The organism is Streptomyces achromogenes subsp. achromogenes (genome assembly GCF_000720835.1).
GTDB lineage: Bacteria > Actinomycetota > Actinomycetes > Streptomycetales > Streptomycetaceae > Streptomyces > Streptomyces achromogenes.
The window spans coordinates 1-16,019 of sequence record NZ_JODT01000047.1 but is presented as its reverse complement, the minus strand read 5'-3'; the positions used below and the strand labels follow the sequence as shown (position 1 = coordinate 16,019).

Annotated in this window: 15 protein-coding genes; 5 read left to right on the top strand and 10 right to left on the bottom strand. The window is 74.0% G+C overall.

What is annotated here, in order from left to right:
• Positions 1-32 precede the first annotated feature (32 nt).
• The 3 genes from IH25_RS0133435 to IH25_RS0133425 form a co-directional block, all read right to left on the bottom strand.
• Entirely contained in the window at positions 33-695 is a 663-nt protein-coding gene (locus IH25_RS0133435; RefSeq protein ID WP_030619517.1) for a DUF5063 domain-containing protein, read from the bottom strand.
• The gene (recR, locus tag IH25_RS0133430; protein ID WP_030619515.1) at positions 688-1,287 is read right to left on the bottom strand and encodes a recombination mediator RecR; all 600 of its coding nucleotides are present in this window, start codon (positions 1,285-1,287) and stop codon (positions 688-690) included. The genes IH25_RS0133435 and recR overlap by 8 nt, the downstream gene beginning before the upstream one ends.
• An 82-nt stretch (positions 1,288-1,369) precedes the next feature.
• A complete protein-coding gene (locus IH25_RS0133425) occupies positions 1,370-1,711 on the bottom strand; it encodes a YbaB/EbfC family nucleoid-associated protein (RefSeq protein WP_030619512.1) in 342 nt (113 codons plus the stop codon).
• 280 nt (positions 1,712-1,991) lie between these two features.
• Here IH25_RS0133425 and IH25_RS0133420 point away from each other — a divergent pair, with 280 nt between their 5' ends.
• Entirely contained in the window at positions 1,992-2,744 is a 753-nt protein-coding gene (locus IH25_RS0133420) for an SLATT domain-containing protein (RefSeq protein WP_030619509.1), read from the top strand.
• Positions 2,745-2,804: 60 nt separating this feature from the next.
• On the opposite strand, the gene IH25_RS0133415 is transcribed toward IH25_RS0133420, so the two are convergent.
• On the bottom strand, positions 2,805-4,808 hold the full coding sequence (locus IH25_RS0133415; RefSeq protein ID WP_030619506.1) for a serine/threonine-protein kinase: 2,004 nt from the start codon (positions 4,806-4,808) through the stop codon (positions 2,805-2,807).
• A gap of 256 nt (positions 4,809-5,064) precedes the next feature.
• Between IH25_RS0133415 and IH25_RS0133410 the strand changes: the two genes are divergently transcribed.
• The 3 genes from IH25_RS0133410 to IH25_RS0133400 all read left to right on the top strand — a co-directional run bounded on the left by IH25_RS0133410 (position 5,065) and on the right by IH25_RS0133400 (position 7,998).
• A complete protein-coding gene (locus IH25_RS0133410; RefSeq protein WP_030619503.1) occupies positions 5,065-6,420 on the top strand; it encodes an aspartate aminotransferase family protein in 1,356 nt (451 codons plus the stop codon).
• Between the two features lie 121 nt (positions 6,421-6,541).
• Positions 6,542-7,237 (top strand): GntR family transcriptional regulator, encoded by a 696-nt coding sequence (locus tag IH25_RS0133405; RefSeq protein WP_030619501.1) that lies wholly within the window; start codon positions 6,542-6,544, stop codon positions 7,235-7,237.
• A gap of 110 nt (positions 7,238-7,347) precedes the next feature.
• On the top strand, positions 7,348-7,998 hold the full coding sequence (locus IH25_RS0133400) for a hypothetical protein (protein WP_030619499.1): 651 nt from the start codon (positions 7,348-7,350) through the stop codon (positions 7,996-7,998).
• A 92-nt stretch (positions 7,999-8,090) separates the two neighbouring features.
• On the opposite strand, the gene IH25_RS0133395 is transcribed toward IH25_RS0133400, so the two are convergent.
• Positions 8,091-9,374, bottom strand: a complete 1,284-nt coding sequence (locus IH25_RS0133395) for an adenylosuccinate synthase (RefSeq protein WP_030619497.1) — start codon at positions 9,372-9,374, stop codon at positions 8,091-8,093.
• Positions 9,375-9,571: 197 nt separating this feature from the next.
• Here IH25_RS0133395 and IH25_RS0133390 point away from each other — a divergent pair, with 197 nt between their 5' ends.
• Positions 9,572-10,411 (top strand): hypothetical protein, encoded by an 840-nt coding sequence (locus tag IH25_RS0133390; protein ID WP_030619495.1) that lies wholly within the window; start codon positions 9,572-9,574, stop codon positions 10,409-10,411.
• Between the two features lie 16 nt (positions 10,412-10,427).
• Here the strand turns inward: IH25_RS0133390 and IH25_RS0133385 are convergent, their stop codons facing one another.
• From IH25_RS0133385 to IH25_RS0133365, 5 genes are all read right to left on the bottom strand, one after another.
• Positions 10,428-11,648, bottom strand: a complete 1,221-nt coding sequence (locus IH25_RS0133385; protein WP_030619494.1) for a cytochrome P450 — start codon at positions 11,646-11,648, stop codon at positions 10,428-10,430.
• Between the two features lie 54 nt (positions 11,649-11,702).
• On the bottom strand, positions 11,703-12,383 hold the full coding sequence (locus IH25_RS0133380) for a response regulator (protein WP_030619492.1): 681 nt from the start codon (positions 12,381-12,383) through the stop codon (positions 11,703-11,705).
• Positions 12,380-13,780, bottom strand: coding sequence for a sensor histidine kinase (locus tag IH25_RS0133375; protein WP_078844554.1), 1,401 nt, complete (start codon positions 13,778-13,780; stop codon positions 12,380-12,382). The genes IH25_RS0133380 and IH25_RS0133375 overlap by 4 nt, the downstream gene beginning before the upstream one ends.
• Positions 13,773-14,999, bottom strand: coding sequence for an acyltransferase family protein (locus IH25_RS0133370; RefSeq protein WP_051754346.1), 1,227 nt, complete (start codon positions 14,997-14,999; stop codon positions 13,773-13,775). Before IH25_RS0133370 ends, IH25_RS0133375 begins: the two co-directional genes overlap by 8 nt.
• Positions 15,000-15,111: 112 nt before the next feature.
• On the bottom strand, positions 15,112-16,019 hold a 908-nt coding region (locus IH25_RS0133365), incomplete at its 5' end, for an alpha/beta hydrolase (protein WP_030619485.1).

The window sequence follows — 16,019 nt, the reverse complement described above, 5'->3', positions numbered from 1 at the left end:
GTGCCCCGGCTCACAGCCGGACCACCGGGCCGCTACTGCGCCGGCCGGATGCCCAGCGGCGCGCCGATCTCCTGCGCCATGACCCGGCCGGCCTCGAACTCCAGCGTCTCGTCGCCGATGTCGGCCTGGTCGGTGTCCAGGCCGTCCAGCTCCTCCAGGGGCTGGTTCAGCCGGACGTGGATGAGGACGGACTGCAGGGCGCGCAGCACCGCCGAGGCCGTCCCTCCCCAGTTGGAGAAGTACGAGAACTGCCACCACCACAGGGCCTCGGTGGTGCGGCCCGCGCGGTAGTGGGCCATGCCGTGCCTGAGGTCGGTGATGATGTCGGCGAGGTCGTCGGAGATCCGGGCCGGCACGGGCGCCTTGCGGGGCTCGTACGGGTCGAAGACCTCGGAGTAGACGTCGACCGGGTCCAGCAGCCGGGCGAAGTTCTCGCGCAACTCGTCCACGTCCGGCTCGGGGCCCGGGTCGGGCTCGTAGCGCTCGTCGGGGACGAAGTCCTCGTGGGCGCCCAGCCGGCCGCCGGCGAGCAGCAGCTGGGAGACCTCCAGGAGGAGGAAGGGGACCGCCGAGCCCGGCTCGTCGCCCCTGGCCACCTCGGTGACGGCCACCAGGAAGCTCTCCACCTGGTCCGCGATCTGCACCGCGAAGTCGTCCGGGTCCTGCGTCGTGGCATGCAGCGTGGCGTCAGACATCCAGCAATCGTCTCCCCTCGAAGGCGCGGCCGAGGGTCACCTCGTCCGCGTACTCCAGGTCGCCACCCACCGGGAGGCCGCTGGCCAGGCGGGTGACCTTCAGGCCCATGGGCTTGATCATGCGGGCGAGGTACGTGGCCGTCGCCTCGCCTTCCAGATTCGGGTCCGTCGCCAGGATCAGCTCCGTGACCGTCCCGTCGGCCAACCGCGCGAGAAGTTCCCGTATACGCAGGTCGTCGGGTCCGACGCCCTCGATGGGGCTGATCGCGCCGCCCAGCACGTGGTAGCGGCCCCGGAACTCACGGGTGCGCTCGATGGCGACGACGTCCTTGGGCTCCTCCACCACACAGATGACGGCGGGGTCGCGGCGCGGGTCGCGGCAGATGCCGCACAGCTCCTCCTGCGCCACGTTGCCGCAGGTCGCGCAGAAGCGGACCTTCGCCTTGACCTCCAGCAGGGCGTGCGCGAGCCGCTTCACGTCGGCCGGCTCCGCCTGGAGGATGTGGAAGGCGATCCGCTGCGCGCTCTTGGGACCGACGCCGGGCAGCCGCCCCAGTTCGTCGATGAGGTCCTGGACCACGCCTTCGTACAACGGACTGCCCTTCCTGGAGACCTTTCGGTACGTACGGTAGTCGGCTCCCGCCTCCGCCCGGAAGGCGGTGGCTCAGAGCGGGTCAGAACGGCAGGCCCGGGATGCCGCTGCCGCCGCCCAGCCCCTGGGCCAGCGGGCCGAGCTTCTGCTGCTGGAGCGTCTGCGCGTTCTGGTTGGCCGCGTGGACGGCCGCCACGATCAGGTCGGCGAGGGTCTCGGTGTCCTCCGGGTCCACCGCCTTCGGGTCGATCCTCAGCGCGCGCAGCTCGCCGGCGCCGGTGACGGTGGCCTTCACCAGGCCGCCGCCCGCCTGCCCGTCGACCTCGGTGTTCGCCAGTTCCTCCTGCGCGCGCGCCAGGTCCTGCTGCATCTTCTGGGCCTGCTGGAGCAACTGCTGCATGTTGGGCTGGCCACCGGGGATCACGATCAGCTCCTCGCCGTCTTCCGTGTTGTCGTCGTTGTCGCCGTTGTCGTCTCCGACGTTTTTCTCGGTCGTCAATGAGCCTACGTGGTCCACGCGGTCCCTGCCCTGCCACTCTTTCGGGTGAGAAAAGCGGCTGTCCTATACCTGATCAAGGCCCTCTTCCGGGCGGAAAAACGGGGAAACCTCCCTCTCCGTCATCCGTTGGGCGGTAGGAAGGTGGCCGCGCGTCGGCATGGAATGTCACGCAACGCGACCGGTCGTGATCAGTAGGGAGTGCCGGGTGGGTCAGCCGGAGATGCAGCCCGAGGGTCCGCCTCAGGACGGGCGGGGCGAGGGTGCGGCCGGGCTGCGGCCGGGCGATCTGACCGGGCGGACGTTTCCGCTCGGGGACTGGGGCGAACCCGCCGAACGGCTGGACGAGCTGTACCGCTGGGTGGAGCGCCGGGGCCTGGAGACGGCCGACTGGTACCTGCGCGACCGGCTCTGGAAGCGGCGCGGGGCGCGCGCGCTGCGGATCACGGTGGCGGCCGGTGCGGTCGCCGGGGCGGCGCTGCCGCTGCTGGACCTCACCGGGGTGGTCACCGGGGTGGCGCCGTGGGGCGCTCTGGCGCTGCTGCTCGCGGGCGCCGGCGTGGGCGTCGACCGGTTCTTCGGATGCACGTCCGGCTGGATGCGGGACCTGGCCACGGCCCAGGCGGTGCAGCGGCGGCTCCAGGCCCTCCAGTTCGACTGGGCGGCGGAGAGCGTGCGGGAGGTGCTGGGCCCGGCGGAGGGCACGGCGAGCGAGGCGGCCGAACGGTGCCTGACGGTGCTGCGGCGCTTCTGCGAGGACATCGCGGAGCTGGTGCGCACGGAGACCACCGACTGGATGGCGCAGTTCCGCACGGGCCCGGCCCCGCTGGGCATCCAGACGGCGTCGGCCACGGTGCCCCGGCAGGAGGCGGGCACGGCGGGCGGGGCGCGCTTCCCGCTGCCCCCGGGGAACGGAAGCCGCCCGAACATGCCGAGACAGCGCCCCCCGGAACCCCGCTGACGGTCCCCCGGGGCCCTCACTCCCAGCCGTACGGGCCGTCACCCCTTGCCGTACGGGCCGTCACTCCTTGCTGTACGTCAGGCTCTCCCCGCCGTTCGCCTTGGACCGCTCCAGCCTGCCGTCCGGGAGCAGGGTGACCTCGGTGGCCTCGCCCGGGGAGCAGGAGGAGGCCGGCCGGCCGGTGGTGACGGTGGACGGCCCGAGCTCCAGGGGCCCGTTCCCGCCGGGTGCCCCGGTCAGCTCGGCCTCGAAGACACAGTGGTACGACCCGCCGCCCTCGGTCGGCCCGTCCGCGACCAGGGTCAGCACGGTGTCCCCCACCTCGCCCTGCCGGAGGGTCAGTTCGCGGGTGCCCGTGCCGCTCTCGCTGGTGATGGCGGTCCGCCAGGTGCCCAGGTAGGCATCGGGTATCGCCCCGGCCGCCGGTGACTTCGAGGCGGTCGGGGCGGGCGTGGCGGAGGTGGGGGGTGCCGACGGGCCGTCCGGCGGCGCGGAGCGGTGGGCGGGGGCCGTGGCGGTGGTGCCACCGGCCCTCTCGTCGGTGCCGCTGCCGTTCTTCATCAGCGCGTACACCGAGCCGCCCGCGCCCACCGCCACGACCAGCGCGATGACGACGAGCAGCGCGGTGGACCGGCCGCTGCGCCGCTCCGGCTCCTCGGGCGCGCCGAGGCCCGGGGAACCGTACGGCGGTATGGAGCCGGGCCCGCCGGCCTGCGGGCCGTACGGCTGCCGCACCCCGCCCCAGGCGCCGGTACCGGCCTGCTGTGCGGAGCCGTACCCGGTGGGGTGCGGCTGCGGATACGACGGCGGTGGCGGGGCGTCGTACGCCGGGCCGAAACCGTAGGACGCCGGGGGTGCGGCGGGCGGCGGCGGAACCCGGGGGGCGGGGCCGGCGGGCGCGGGGGCTCCGCCGTCGGAGACGGGGGCGTGCTCGGGGGACCCGTTGGCGGCCATGAAGGACACTCCGGTCCCGTGCGGGGCACCGGCCCCGTGCGCCCCGGGCTCCCGCGACACCCCGGGCCCGTGGGACGCGCCGGACGCGCCGGACGCCCCGCGCGCGCCGTCGCGGGCCGGTGTTCCGATTCCGGTTCCGTTTCCGTGCGCGGCCGTCCCCGCCGCCGGCGCTCCCCCGCCGCCCTCCGGATGCTCCGCCTCCAGCAGCCGTACGGCGTGCCGGCCGAGCTGGGCCACCAGGGCGCCGGGCAGCCAGGGATCGCGGGAGCGGCCCCCGGTCACCGTGTCCTCCATCCCGGTCCGCTCCAGGATCTCCGCCGGCGAGGGCCGGCTCGCCGGGTCCTTGCGCAGGCAGTCCCGTACGAGGTCGGCGAGCCCCTCCGGCACCCCGGTCAGATCCGGCTCCTCCTGGGCGATGCGGAACATCAGCGCGTGGACCCCGCTGTCGGCGGTCCCGAAGGGCAGCGACCCGGTGGCCGCGTAGGCGAGCAGCGAGCCAAGGCAGAACACGTCGCACGCGGGCGTGATCCGGTCCCCGCGCACCTGCTCGGGCGCCATGAACCCGGGCGACCCGACCAGCGCACCGGTGCGGGTGAGCCCCTCCTCGCCCGGCGCCGCCGTCTCCAGCGCCCGCGCGATCCCGAAGTCGATCACGCGCGGCCCGTCGATGGTGACCAGCACGTTCGACGGCTTGAGGTCCCGGTGCACGAGCCCGGCCGCGTGGATGTCCGCCAGCGCCTGGGCGAGCCCCGCCGCCAGGATCCGTACCGACCGCTCGGGCAGCGCCCCGTGGTCGTGCCCGACGACCTGTTGCAGGCTCGGCCCGGCCACGTACCCGGTCGCCACCCACGGCACGGGCGCCTCGGTGTCCGCGTCCAGCACCGGCGCGGTCCAGTACCCGCCGACCCGGCGCGCGGCGTGCACCTCCTGCCGGAACCGCGCCCGGAACTCCTCCCGCTCGGCCAGTTCCGCGCGGACCAGCTTCACCGCGACGGTCCGGCCCCGGTCCGACCGGGCCAGGTAGACCTGCCCCATGCCGCCGGCGCCGAGCCGTGCCAGCAGCCGGTAGGCCCCGATCGCCGGCGGATCCCCCGGCCCCAGCTTCTCCATCCCCGCGCCGCCTTCCCCCCATAGGTCTGCTGCAACGCCCGACAATAGTGCGCCGGTACGGCACCCGGTCCGGTACCGGTTCCACGGTTCCGTAACAGGGGCCGGCCGCGCCGGGAACCGGCCACACCGGACGCCGCCGGAAACGCGCCACGCGCTGCCGGAACCCCGCCCGTCGACAACCTGTCGCGGATTTCCTCCGTCCACGGAACAAGACGCCGATATGCCTTCCGCATCGCGGACATTTACCCTCACCGGCATGACCCCTCAGCCCAGCCCCGAAGCCGGCGCCGCAGTGAAGGCCGCCGACCGCGCGCACGTCTTCCACTCCTGGTCCGCGCAGGACCTCATCGACCCGCTCGCCGTCGCCGGCGCCGAGGGGTCGTACTTCTGGGACTACGACGGCACGCGCTACCTGGACTTCACCAGCGGGCTCGTCTTCACCAACATCGGTTACCAGCACCCCAAGGTCGTCGCGGCGATCCAGGAGCAGGCCGCGAAGCTGACCACCTTCGCGCCCGCGTTCGCCGTCGAGGCCCGCTCGGAGGCGGCCCGGCTGATCGCCGGGCGGACCCCCGGCGACCTGGACAAGATCTTCTTCACCAACGGCGGCGCGGACGCCGTGGAGCACGCGGTGCGCATGGCCCGGCTGCACACCGGCCGCCCGAAGGTCCTCTCGGCGTACCGCTCGTACCACGGCGGCACCCAGCAGGCGGTGAACATCACCGGTGACCCGCGCCGCTGGGCGAACGACAGCGGCTCGAACGGGGTCGCCCGGTTCTGGGCGCCGTTCCTCTACCGCTCCCGCTTCTACGCCGAGAACGAGGAGCAGGAGTGCGCCCGGGCGCTGGAGCACCTGGAGACGACGATCGCCTTCGAGGGCCCGGGGACCATCGCCGCGATCATCCTGGAGACCATCCCGGGCACGGCCGGGATCATGGTGCCGCCGCCCGGCTATCTGGCCGGCGTGCGCGAGCTGTGCGACAAGTACGGGATCGTCTTCATCCTGGACGAGGTCATGGCCGGCTTCGGCCGGACCGGCGAGTGGTTCGCGGCCGACCTGTTCGGCGTCGTCCCCGACCTGATGACCTTCGCCAAGGGGGTGAACTCCGGTTACGTGCCCCTCGGCGGTGTCGCCATCTCGCAGAAGATCGCCGAGACCTTCGGCAAGCGGCCCTACCCGGGCGGCCTCACCTACTCCGGTCACCCGCTGGCCTGCGCCGCCGCCGTCGCCACGATCAACGTGATGGCGGAGGAGGGCGTCGTGGAGAACGCCCGGCGGCTCGGCGAGAGCGTCGTCGGCCCCGGCCTCGCCGAGCTGGCCGCCCGCCACCCGAGCGTCGGCGAGGTGCGCGGCGTGGGCATGTTCTGGGCGCTGGAGCTGGTGCGCAGCCGGGAGACCCGCGAGCCGCTGGTGCCGTACAACGCGACCGGCGAGGCGAACGCCCCCATGGCCGCCTTCACCGCCGCCGCCAAGCGGCACGGCCTGTGGCCGTTCGTGAACATGAACCGCACCCACGTCGCCCCGCCGTGCACCGCGACCGAGGCCGAGCTGAAGGAGGGCCTGGCCGCGCTCGACGCCGCGCTGACCGCCGCCGACGAACACACGGTGTGACCGTAGCTGCCGCAACACCTGTTCGAACGCGTAAGGTGACGTGCTCGTAAGGAAGGGGGACCCGTGCCTGCCGCGGGTCCCTGCGAGCACCGCACCCGGACGTGTGAGGAGAGGCACGAGCATGCCCGGCAACGGCCCCGTGACGCGCAGCACCCTGCGCCAGCAGATCGCGGACGCGCTCCGTGACGAGGTGCTGGCGGGGCGGCTGCGCCCGGGCCGGGCGTTCACCGTCAAGGAGATAGCCGACCAGTACGGCGTCTCCGCCACACCGGTCCGCGAGGCGCTGGTCGACCTGTCCGCGCAGGGCATCCTGGAGGCCGACCAGCACCGCGGCTTCCGGGTGCCCGAGTACTCGGTCACCGACTACCGGCACATGGTCGAGGCCCGCGGCCTGGTCACCGACGGCATGTTCCGGGCGCTCACCGCGGACCACCCCGCCTTCCGCACCCCGCCGGAGGACCCCCGCACGGGCGCGGCCCTGGCCACCGTGCGGCGCCGCGGCGAGGAGGCCCAGCGGGCGGCCACGGCGGGCGACCTGACCGTCCTCATCGGCTACGACCTGCGCTTCTGGCGCGAGTTGAGCGCCCTGTTCGGCAATCCCTACCTCGGGGACTTCCTGCACCGGCTGCGGGTGCAGTCCTGGGTGTGCGCGGTGCCGTACCTGCTGCGCCTGCCCGAGCTGCGCGGCCGGCTCTGGGCCCGGCACACCGAACTGGTCGACGCGCTGGCCCGGCGCGAGGCGGAGACGGCCCGCGCGATCGTCGCCGACGCGAGCGCGCACTCGCTGGCGCTGCTGGAACACCTGGCGGGCGGGTAGACGACCGATAGGGGCCCCACGGGGAAGCGTCCCCGGGCCGCAGCGACTACCCTTCCCTGACCACCCGCCGCCGCGCGTGACGGCGCGCCCGCCGATGCGAGGAGCCCTCTTTGGCCTGTGACCTGTGGCTGGTACCGCTCGTGGACGTGTTGTGCCACACCCCGGACAACCCCTTCGCCGAGGAACTCGCGCAGTACGACAAGGCACTGGCCGAGGCCGGTCTGCCGCCGGTGCCGGTGTACCAGTACATGCCCGGCCTGTCCGGTGACGTCGCCCCGGTCGCCGGTTTCGACTACGACGCCCTGCACTTCCTGCGCCGGGCCTACCTGCTCCAGGTCTGCGGCCTGCCGGTGACGCCGGTGGACGAACTGGGCGGTGACTACGAGCAGTTGCTGGAGATGTTCGAGTCGACGGCCCAGCAGTCCCACCTGGTCTGGCACTACGACCACGCGGGTGCCTACGTCCCCGTGGACTTCCCGCACCCGCTCTCCAACGACGAACTCCTCGCGGGCGGCGGTCCCTTGGGCTCCTCCCAGAGTCTGCTGCGGGAACTCCAGTACGTGGCCCCCGTGATCGGCATCGATCCGGCCAACCCCCCGGCCGCCCCCGCCCCGCCCCCGGCCCCCACGGAACTGGAGGAACCGGCGGTCCCGGCCCCCTACGACCCCAGCCCCTTCGCCCGCGAACGCCACGTCTGGCTCGGCCTGCACGCGGCGGCGACCCGCTCCCTGGCCCAGGGCTCGATGATCGTGTTCAGCTGAGCCGCGCGGCAAAAGCGCGTGCGGGACAAGCGCGGGAAAAGGACGACACCCTGCCGGGCGGGCCGGCAGGGTGTCCATGAGCGGGGCTCGTTCTACAGGAACGAGTTGATCTCGATCGTCTCGTCGCGGCCCGGGCCCACGCCGATCGCGGAGATCGGGGCGCCGGACATCTCCTCCAGTGCCTTGACGTACGCCTGGGCGTTCTTCGGCAGGTCGGAGAAGGACTTCGCCTTGCTGATGTCCTCGGACCAGCCCGGCAGCATCTCGTAGACGGGCTTCGCGTGGTGGAAGTCGGTCTGGGAGTAGGGCAGCTCCTCGACCCGCTTGCCGTCGATCTCGTAGGCGACGCAGACCGGGATCTGCTCCCAGCCGGTGAGGACGTCCAGCTTGGTGAGGAAGAAGTCGGTCAGGCCGTTGACGCGGGTGGCGTAGCGGGCGATGACCGCGTCGAACCAGCCGCAGCGGCGGTCCCGGCCGGTGGTGACGCCCCGCTCGCCGCCGATGCGGCGCAGCGCCTCGCCGTCCTCGTCGAACAGCTCGGTCGGGAACGGGCCCGCGCCGACCCGGGTCGTGTAGGCCTTCAGGATGCCGATCACGCGGCTGATCTTCGTCGGGCCCACGCCCGCGCCCGTGCAGGCGCCGCCCGCGGTCGGGTTCGAGGAGGTGACGAAGGGGTACGTGCCGTGGTCGATGTCCAGCAGCGTGCCCTGGCCGCCCTCGAAGAGCACGACCTTGTCGTCCTCCAGGGCCTGGTTCAGGACCAGCACCGTGTCGGCGACGTACGGCCGGATCTGCTCGGCGTAGCCCAGCAGCTCCTCGACCACCTGGTCCGCGGCGATCGCGCGCCGGTTGTACAGCTTGGTGAGGATCTGGTTCTTGACGTCGAGGGCCGCCTCCACCTTCTGCTGGAGGATCGACTCGTCGTACAGGTCCTGGACCCGGATACCCACGCGGTTGATCTTGTCGGCGTAGGTCGGGCCGATGCCGCGGCCGGTCGTACCGATCTTGCGCTTGCCGAGGAAGCGTTCCGTCACCTTGTCGACGGTCACGTTGTACGGCGTGATGATGTGCGCGTTACCGCTGATCAGGAGCTTGGACGTGTCGACGCCACGCTCGTTCAGACCGCTCAGCTCGGAGAGCAGGACCGACGGGTCGACGACGACACCGTTGCCGATGACCGGCGTACAGCCGGGTGACAGGATTCCGGAAGGGAGCAGGTGCAGTGCGTACTTCTGGTCGCCCACGACGACCGTGTGGCCGGCGTTGTTGCCACCCTGGTAACGCACCACGTAATCGACGGAACCACCGAGGAGATCCGTCGCCTTTCCCTTGCCTTCGTCACCCCACTGAGCACCGAGCAGCACAAGTGCGGGCACGCGCGTACACCCCTTCCGGGCGGGGCATGTCCAAGGTCGGGGGCATGGGCGTAACGTTCACCGCCGCGTACCACCGCGACCGTCATCGGTCGCACAACCGTCGGACCGGATGCCCCGGAATAGACGAAGCCCCTGGCGCAATAGCGCAAGGGGCTCTTGCACAAAGATGCTACCCGAGGAAGCGAGGCAGGACCGAGGTGGCGACTTCCGCGACGTCCGATCAGCTGCTGGTGATCATCGATCCGGCGGCACGGCAGGCGGACGGGGAGTCCGTACGGATCGCGAAAGACGTGCTCAGCGCGGGTGCGCGGGCCAAGCTGTGCCTGCCGGACGGCCCGGAGGAATTCGCCCGCGCCCTGGCCCGCAGGGGGGCGCGGCGGCCGGTCGTGGTGGGTGACGGCCGGGCGCTGACGCGGGCCGTCACCCTGCTGCACCGGCGCGGCGAGCTGGCCGGGTGCGCGCTGTCCGTGGTGCCGGTCGGGGACACCGCGCTCGCCGAGTCGCTCGGGGTGCCCGGCGGCGCGGTGGCGGCGGCGCGGGCGGTCCTGGACGGCGTGGAGCGGCGGCTGGACCTGCTGGTCGACGACGGGGACGGCGTGGTGCTGGGCGCGCTGCGCATCCCGCCGGTGCCGGTGCGGGCGGGCGCCGCCTCCCCGGTGCCCCTCTCCGCGGTCCGGCCCTGGTACCGCTCGCTGGTCCGCACGCTCGCCGCCCGCCCGGCCCGCGTGTCCGCCGTACCCGCCCCGCACGCGGCCCGGCTGCGGGTGGAGGTGGACGGGCGGCCGGTGGTCGACACGGACCAGCCGGTGGAGGCGGTGTCGGTGACGCCGGGCCCGGCCGGAATGGCCTCGGTGGAGGTCCGGCCGCTGTCGGTGGGCGCGGAGGCGACCCCGCTGCTGGCCTCCGGGCACACGGTGACGGTCACCGGGGCGGAGTTCCGCTACCGGACGGACGCGGCCGTGTCCGGGCCGGTGCGCCGCCGGACCTGGCGGGTGGTGGAGGGCGCCTGGAGCCTGATCCTGCCCGCCGGGCACTGAAGCCGCGCCCGCCGGCTCAGCGCACCTCCACGCCGAGCCCCCGCAGTCCCCTCATCACGAAGTTCGGCCGGCGTTCCGGCTCCGCCGCGAGGGCGAGCGTGGGCGCCCGCTCCAGCAGGGCCGTCAGGGAGGCGGCCAGCTCGATACGGGCCAGGGGCGCGCCGACGCAGTAGTGGATGCCGGCGCTGAAGGAGATGTGCGGGTTCTCCGCGCGGGTGAGGTCCAGGCGGCCGGGGTCGGCGAAGACGGCCGGGTCGTGGTTGGCGGAGCCGAAGAGCAGGGCGACCTCGGAGCCCCTCGGGATCGTGGTGCCGTCGATCTCGATGTCGTCCAGGACCCAGCGTTCGAAGAGCTGGAGCGGGGTGTCGTAGCGCAGCAGTTCCTCGATCGCGGACGGCACCAGGGAGTGGTCGGCGCGCAGGGCCGCCAGCTGCCCGGGGTGGCGGAACAGGGCGTACCAGCCGTTCACCGTGGCGTTGACCGTCGCCTCGTGGCCCGCGTTGAGGAGCAGCACCACCGTAGAGACCAGTTCCTGCCCGGTGAGGCGGTCGCCCTCGTCGTGGGCCGCGATCAGGGCGGAGACCAGGTCCTCGCCGGGCTCGGCGCGGCGGGCCGCGATCAGCTCCCGGAGGTAGCCGGAGAACTCCACCGACGCCCGCACCGCCCGGGCCGCCGTCTCCTCGGACGGGTTCAGCTCGTACATCCCGCAGATGTCCGCCGACCACGGCCGCAGCAGCGGCCGGTCCGCCTCGGGGATGCCGAGCAGCTCGGCGATCACCGCGACCGGCAGCGGCTCGGCCACGTCCGTGAGCAGATCGCCGCCGCCGTTGCCGACCAGGGCGGCCACCAGCTCGCCGGCCAGCCGGTGCACGTACGGCGCCAGCCGCTCCACCGTGCGCGGGGTGAACGCCTTCGCCACCAGGCGCCGGATCCGGGTGTGGTCCGGTGGCTCCAGGTCCAGCATCCCGTGGTCGTTGAGGGTGTGGAAGGGCTCGTGTTCGGGCGGGGGCGGGGTACGGCCGAACTCCTCGTGCGTGAACCGGTGCAGGTAGGTGCGGCCGAGCCGGCGGTCCCGCAGCAGCGCCGAGACGTCCGCGTGGTGCGGCACCAGCCACTGGTCGCTCGGTTCGTACCGGATCACCCGGCCGCGGGCGCGCAGCTCGGCGTAGGCCGGGTAGGGGTCGGCGACGAACGCCGGGTCCCAGGGGTCGAAGACGTGGTCCGCAGCAGCTGCCATGGACGGACGCTAGCCCGGCCCGCCCCGCGTGACCAGCCTCCACCCGGTCCGGTGTCAGCGGGCGCCGGGACGGACCACGCCGGACTCGTAGGCGTAGACCGCGGCCTGGGTGCGGTCGCGCAGGCCCAGCTTCACCAGGATCCGGCCCACGTGCGTCTTCACGGTCTGCTCGGCCACGACCAGCCGCTCGGCGATCTCCGCGTTCGACAGGCCCTGCGCGATCAGCGCCAGCACCTCCGTCTCCCGCTCGGTCAGCTCGCCGACGCGCCGTCTGAGCGGGGCCCGGCCGCCGCCGTCCAGGCGGGAGAACTCCGCGATGAGCCGCCGGGTGATGCCGGGGGCCAGCAGGGCGTCGCCCGCGGCCACGACCCGGACCGCCTCGGCCAGCTGGTCCGCGGAGGCGTCCTTGAGCAGGAAGCCGGAGGCGCCCGCCCGCAGCGCGTCGTACACGTACTCGTCCACGTCGAACGTCGTCAGCACCAGCACCCGCACGGCCGGGTGGTCCTCGGTGATGCGGCGGGTGGCCTCGATGCCGCCCAGCTCCGGCATCCGGATGTCCATCAGCACCACGTCCGGGGCCAGCTCGGCGGTCCGGGCGATCGCGTCCCGGCCGTCCACCGCCTGCCCGATCACCTCGATGTCGCTCTGGGCGTTGAGCAGCACGGTGAAGCCCTGCCGGACCATCTGCTGGTCGTCGGCGATCAGGACACGGATGCTGCCGGTACCGCTCGTCATGGGGTCTGTTCTCCTGTCGGGCGCTTGTCGGGCGGGTCCGGGACGTCCCCGGGGAGGAAGGCCGTGACGCTGAAGCCGCCGCCCTCGGTGCCGCCCGCCACGAGGCGGCCGCCGAGCATGGCCACGCGCTCGCGCATGCCGAGCAGCCCGTGGCCGGCGCCCGGGGAGGACGGGACGGCGTGCCGGGGCGGGGAGTTGTCCACCTTCAGCCGCAGACCGTCCGGGAGATGCCCGACCTCGACCCGCACCCGGGACCCGGGCGCGTGCCGCAGGGCGTTGCTCAGCGCCTCCTGCACGATCCGGTACGCCGACAGCTCCACGCCCGGCGCGTAGGGCCGTGTCCCGCCCACGACCTCGGCGGTCACGTCCAGTCCGGCCGCGCGGGTGTTCTCGATCAGCGCGCCGAGCCGGTCCAGCGTGGGCTGGGGGGCGTCCGGGGCCGCTCCGGTGCCGGGGGCGCCCAGGCCGTAGGGGTCCTCGGGGTTGTCGGGGTGCTCGGACCGCAGCACCCCGAGGACCCGGCGCAGCTCGGTCAGCGCCTCGAGCGCGTTGGCGCGGATGCCGGAGAGGTTCTCCAGCAGCTCCGGGGAGGGGTCGTCCACCAGGTGCGGGGCGACCTGGGCCTGGATGGAGATCACCGACATGTGGTGGGCGACCACGTCGTGCAGCTCCCGGGCGATCCGGCTGCGCTCCTCCAGCAGGGTGCGGCGGGCCCGCTCCTCCACGGTGATCGTCGTCTGCTGGACCAGTTCGCTGCGGGCCTGCTGGCGGCTGCGCAGGGCGGCGCCGGTGACGGCCGTGACGGCGCACAGGGCCACTGCCAGCGTGCCGGTGCCGGAGTAGCGGCCCGTTCCCATCAGAGCCTGGAGGACCCACGTCACCGCGGTGGTCACGGTGACCGCGGCCACCACCCCGGCCGGCCGGACACGCAGGGCGAGCAGCAGGAAGACCGCTATGTGCGCGATCAGCGTGGGCGTGGTCCAGGGCCAGTTGGGGCCGGGGCCGTCCGGCGGGAGGGCGGCCAGGTGGGGGCGGGCGAGCAGGGCGGTGACGGTGGCGGCGGCCAGGGACAGCGCCCAGGCGGGCACGGGGCGCCAGCCGGCCAGGAGCAGGGCGGCGGCCTGGAGGACGGTGGTGGCGAGGGCGACGGGGAAGGCGATGCCGTAGGACTCGGAGACCTCGGCGCCGCCGCCCACGGCGATGATGAGCGCGATCCAGCCGAGCAGGAGGTAGGTGAGCAGGCGGGCCCAGCGGTACCGGGAGTACGGGGGCGAGTGACGGGTGGGGGCCTCGCCCAGCCAGACCCGCAGACGGGCGCTGGTGCGGGGCGGGGTACGAGGGCCCTCGGCGGGGGTGGTGGTCGGGTCCTCGCGCTGCACGAGGACAACCTTAGGCATGGTGCGGGGACTTCCTCGGCGGCAGATGGCGGTGGACCACCCGGGACGAACGGCGGCGCGGGCGGCGCGGACCCCGCTCCCGGTGGCCGAAGGCCGCCAGGCACAGGGCCAGTGCCGCGGCGAACACGGGCAGCCAGGCCAGCCGGTACGCCACCCAGAGCGGGGAGTCGGGCGCGGTGTGCAGTCCGGGCAGGCGGCCGGCCACGAGCCCGGTGGCGGTGGTGGCCATCATCGCCGTCTGGTGCCACAGGAAGACCGTCATCGCCGAGAGGTTGACCAGGGCCACCGCCGCCCAGACCAGGGGGCGGGCCGCCGCCCGGCGCAGCCGGTCGCGCAGCATGAGCGCCAGACCGCACTGGGCCAGGCCGAATGTGACGGCCGCCAGGGTCGGCGGGTTCAGATTGGAGACCGCGCCGCCGGGGACGCCGACCATGGACGCCGGGTAGCCCGCGCAGCCGACGAGGAGCGCCGTGGCCGCCGTACCGCCGAGCAGCAGGGCCAGGGCCGAGCGGCGGCTGCGCAGCTCGCCCCGGGCCCAGGCCGCGCCCAGGGTGTAGGGCACCAGCCAGCCGGCGGCCAGGTTGGTCCAGCCGAGCCAGGACGGGCCGAGGTGCAGGCCGAAGCGGAGCAGGTCCACGTGCAGGACGACGGCGAGCGGCCAGAGGGGGTTGAGCCGGGCGACGAGCGGGGTGGCGGCCGTCAGCGCGGCGAACACCAGCAGGAACCACAGCGGGGACAGCGCGAGTTTCACCAGGCTGTGGACGGTGGCCAGGGGAGCGCCGCCGAGCAGCAGGGCGGCGGCGGTCACGGTCCACAGGCCCAGCAGGGCGGTGACCGGGCGGAGCAGCCTGTTCAGGCGGGCGCGCAGCCAGTGGCCGTAGGAGTCGCCTCTGGCCTGGGCGGTGGCCAGGCTGCGGGTCGCCACATGGCCGCCGACCAGGAAGAACACGGCCAGGGTCTGAAGCAGCCAGGAGACCGGGGCCAGCCAGGGCTGAGGGCGCAGCGGGCTCTCGGTGTGCAGGGCGCCGTCCTGTGCGACCAGGGCGGTGACCAGCCAGTGACCGAGGACGACACCGAGGATCGCGAGGGCCCGCAGCGCGTCGACCGCGCGGTCCCGGGAGGCGGGGGTGGCGGCGTCCAGACGCCGGGCGCCCTGACGGAGGGTGTCCAGAGGGCGGCGGGTGCCCAGGGGGCGGGCGCCCTGACGGAGGGCGTCCAGGGGGCGGCGGGTGCCCAGGGGGCGGGCGCCCTGACGGAGGGCGTCCGAGGGGCGGGTGCCCTGGCGGAGGGCGGCCAGGGGGCGGCGCGGGGCGTGCGGCCGGGGGGTCTGCTCAGGCACGGGTCACCTCCGAGGTCTCGCCGAGGGTGATCCGGGCCAGGTTGGCGAGGGAGGCCGAGCCCGGGGTGAAGTAGCCGCTGTGGCCGGCGCCGGCCGCGTCGAAGACCCGGGCGCCGAAGGCGGCGGAGACGGGGTCGGTGCCGAAGCCGATGGTGGTGCCGGTGCCGGACAGGCCGGCCCGGACGTGCGGGACGTGCGCCACCCAGTCGGCGGTGCCGCGGGCCGCCCAGACACGGGCACGGGTGTGCAGGGCGGTGGCCGAGTCGGCGCCGGTCCCGGGGCTGCCGACCAGGGCGATGTCGTCCGCGGCGAGACCGGGGGCGGCCCGGCCGCAGACCACGGAGCCGTAGGAGTGGCAGAGCAGGGTGAGGTGGGCGCCGGCGGGTGCCGCGGTGCGCAGGCCGCGGACGAAGGCGCGCAGGCGCGGGGCGGCTTCGTCGGCGCGGGTGGTCGTGGTGACGGTGGTGCTGACCGTGGCCGGTGTCTCGTAGCCGAGCCAGGCTATGACGGCGACGGTGTCTGTGGGCGTACGGCTTTCGGTGGGGTGGTGGGTGAGGGCCGTGTACAGGGACGCGGCGGCGCGGTGGAAGCGGGGGTAGGTGTCGAGGGTGGTGTCCGAGCCGGGGACCAGTACGGCGATGTGGCGGGCGTGGGTCAAGTCGCCTATGACCTCCGTGGCCTGGCCGCTTCCCCGGCCGTCGAAGGCGAGGAGGTGACGGGAGGGGGCGGCGAGGGCGTGGTCGGCCACGGCGCGGTGGGTATCGCCGTGGGCGGCGGCCATGCGGGCGGCTTCGGCGGCGTTCTTCCGGTTCGCCTCGTACGCGAAGGCGAGGGTGGCGGGGGTGAGGGGCGTGGTGAGGGTCGCGGGAGGCGGGGCGGGGACGGTGGGGCGGGCCGCGC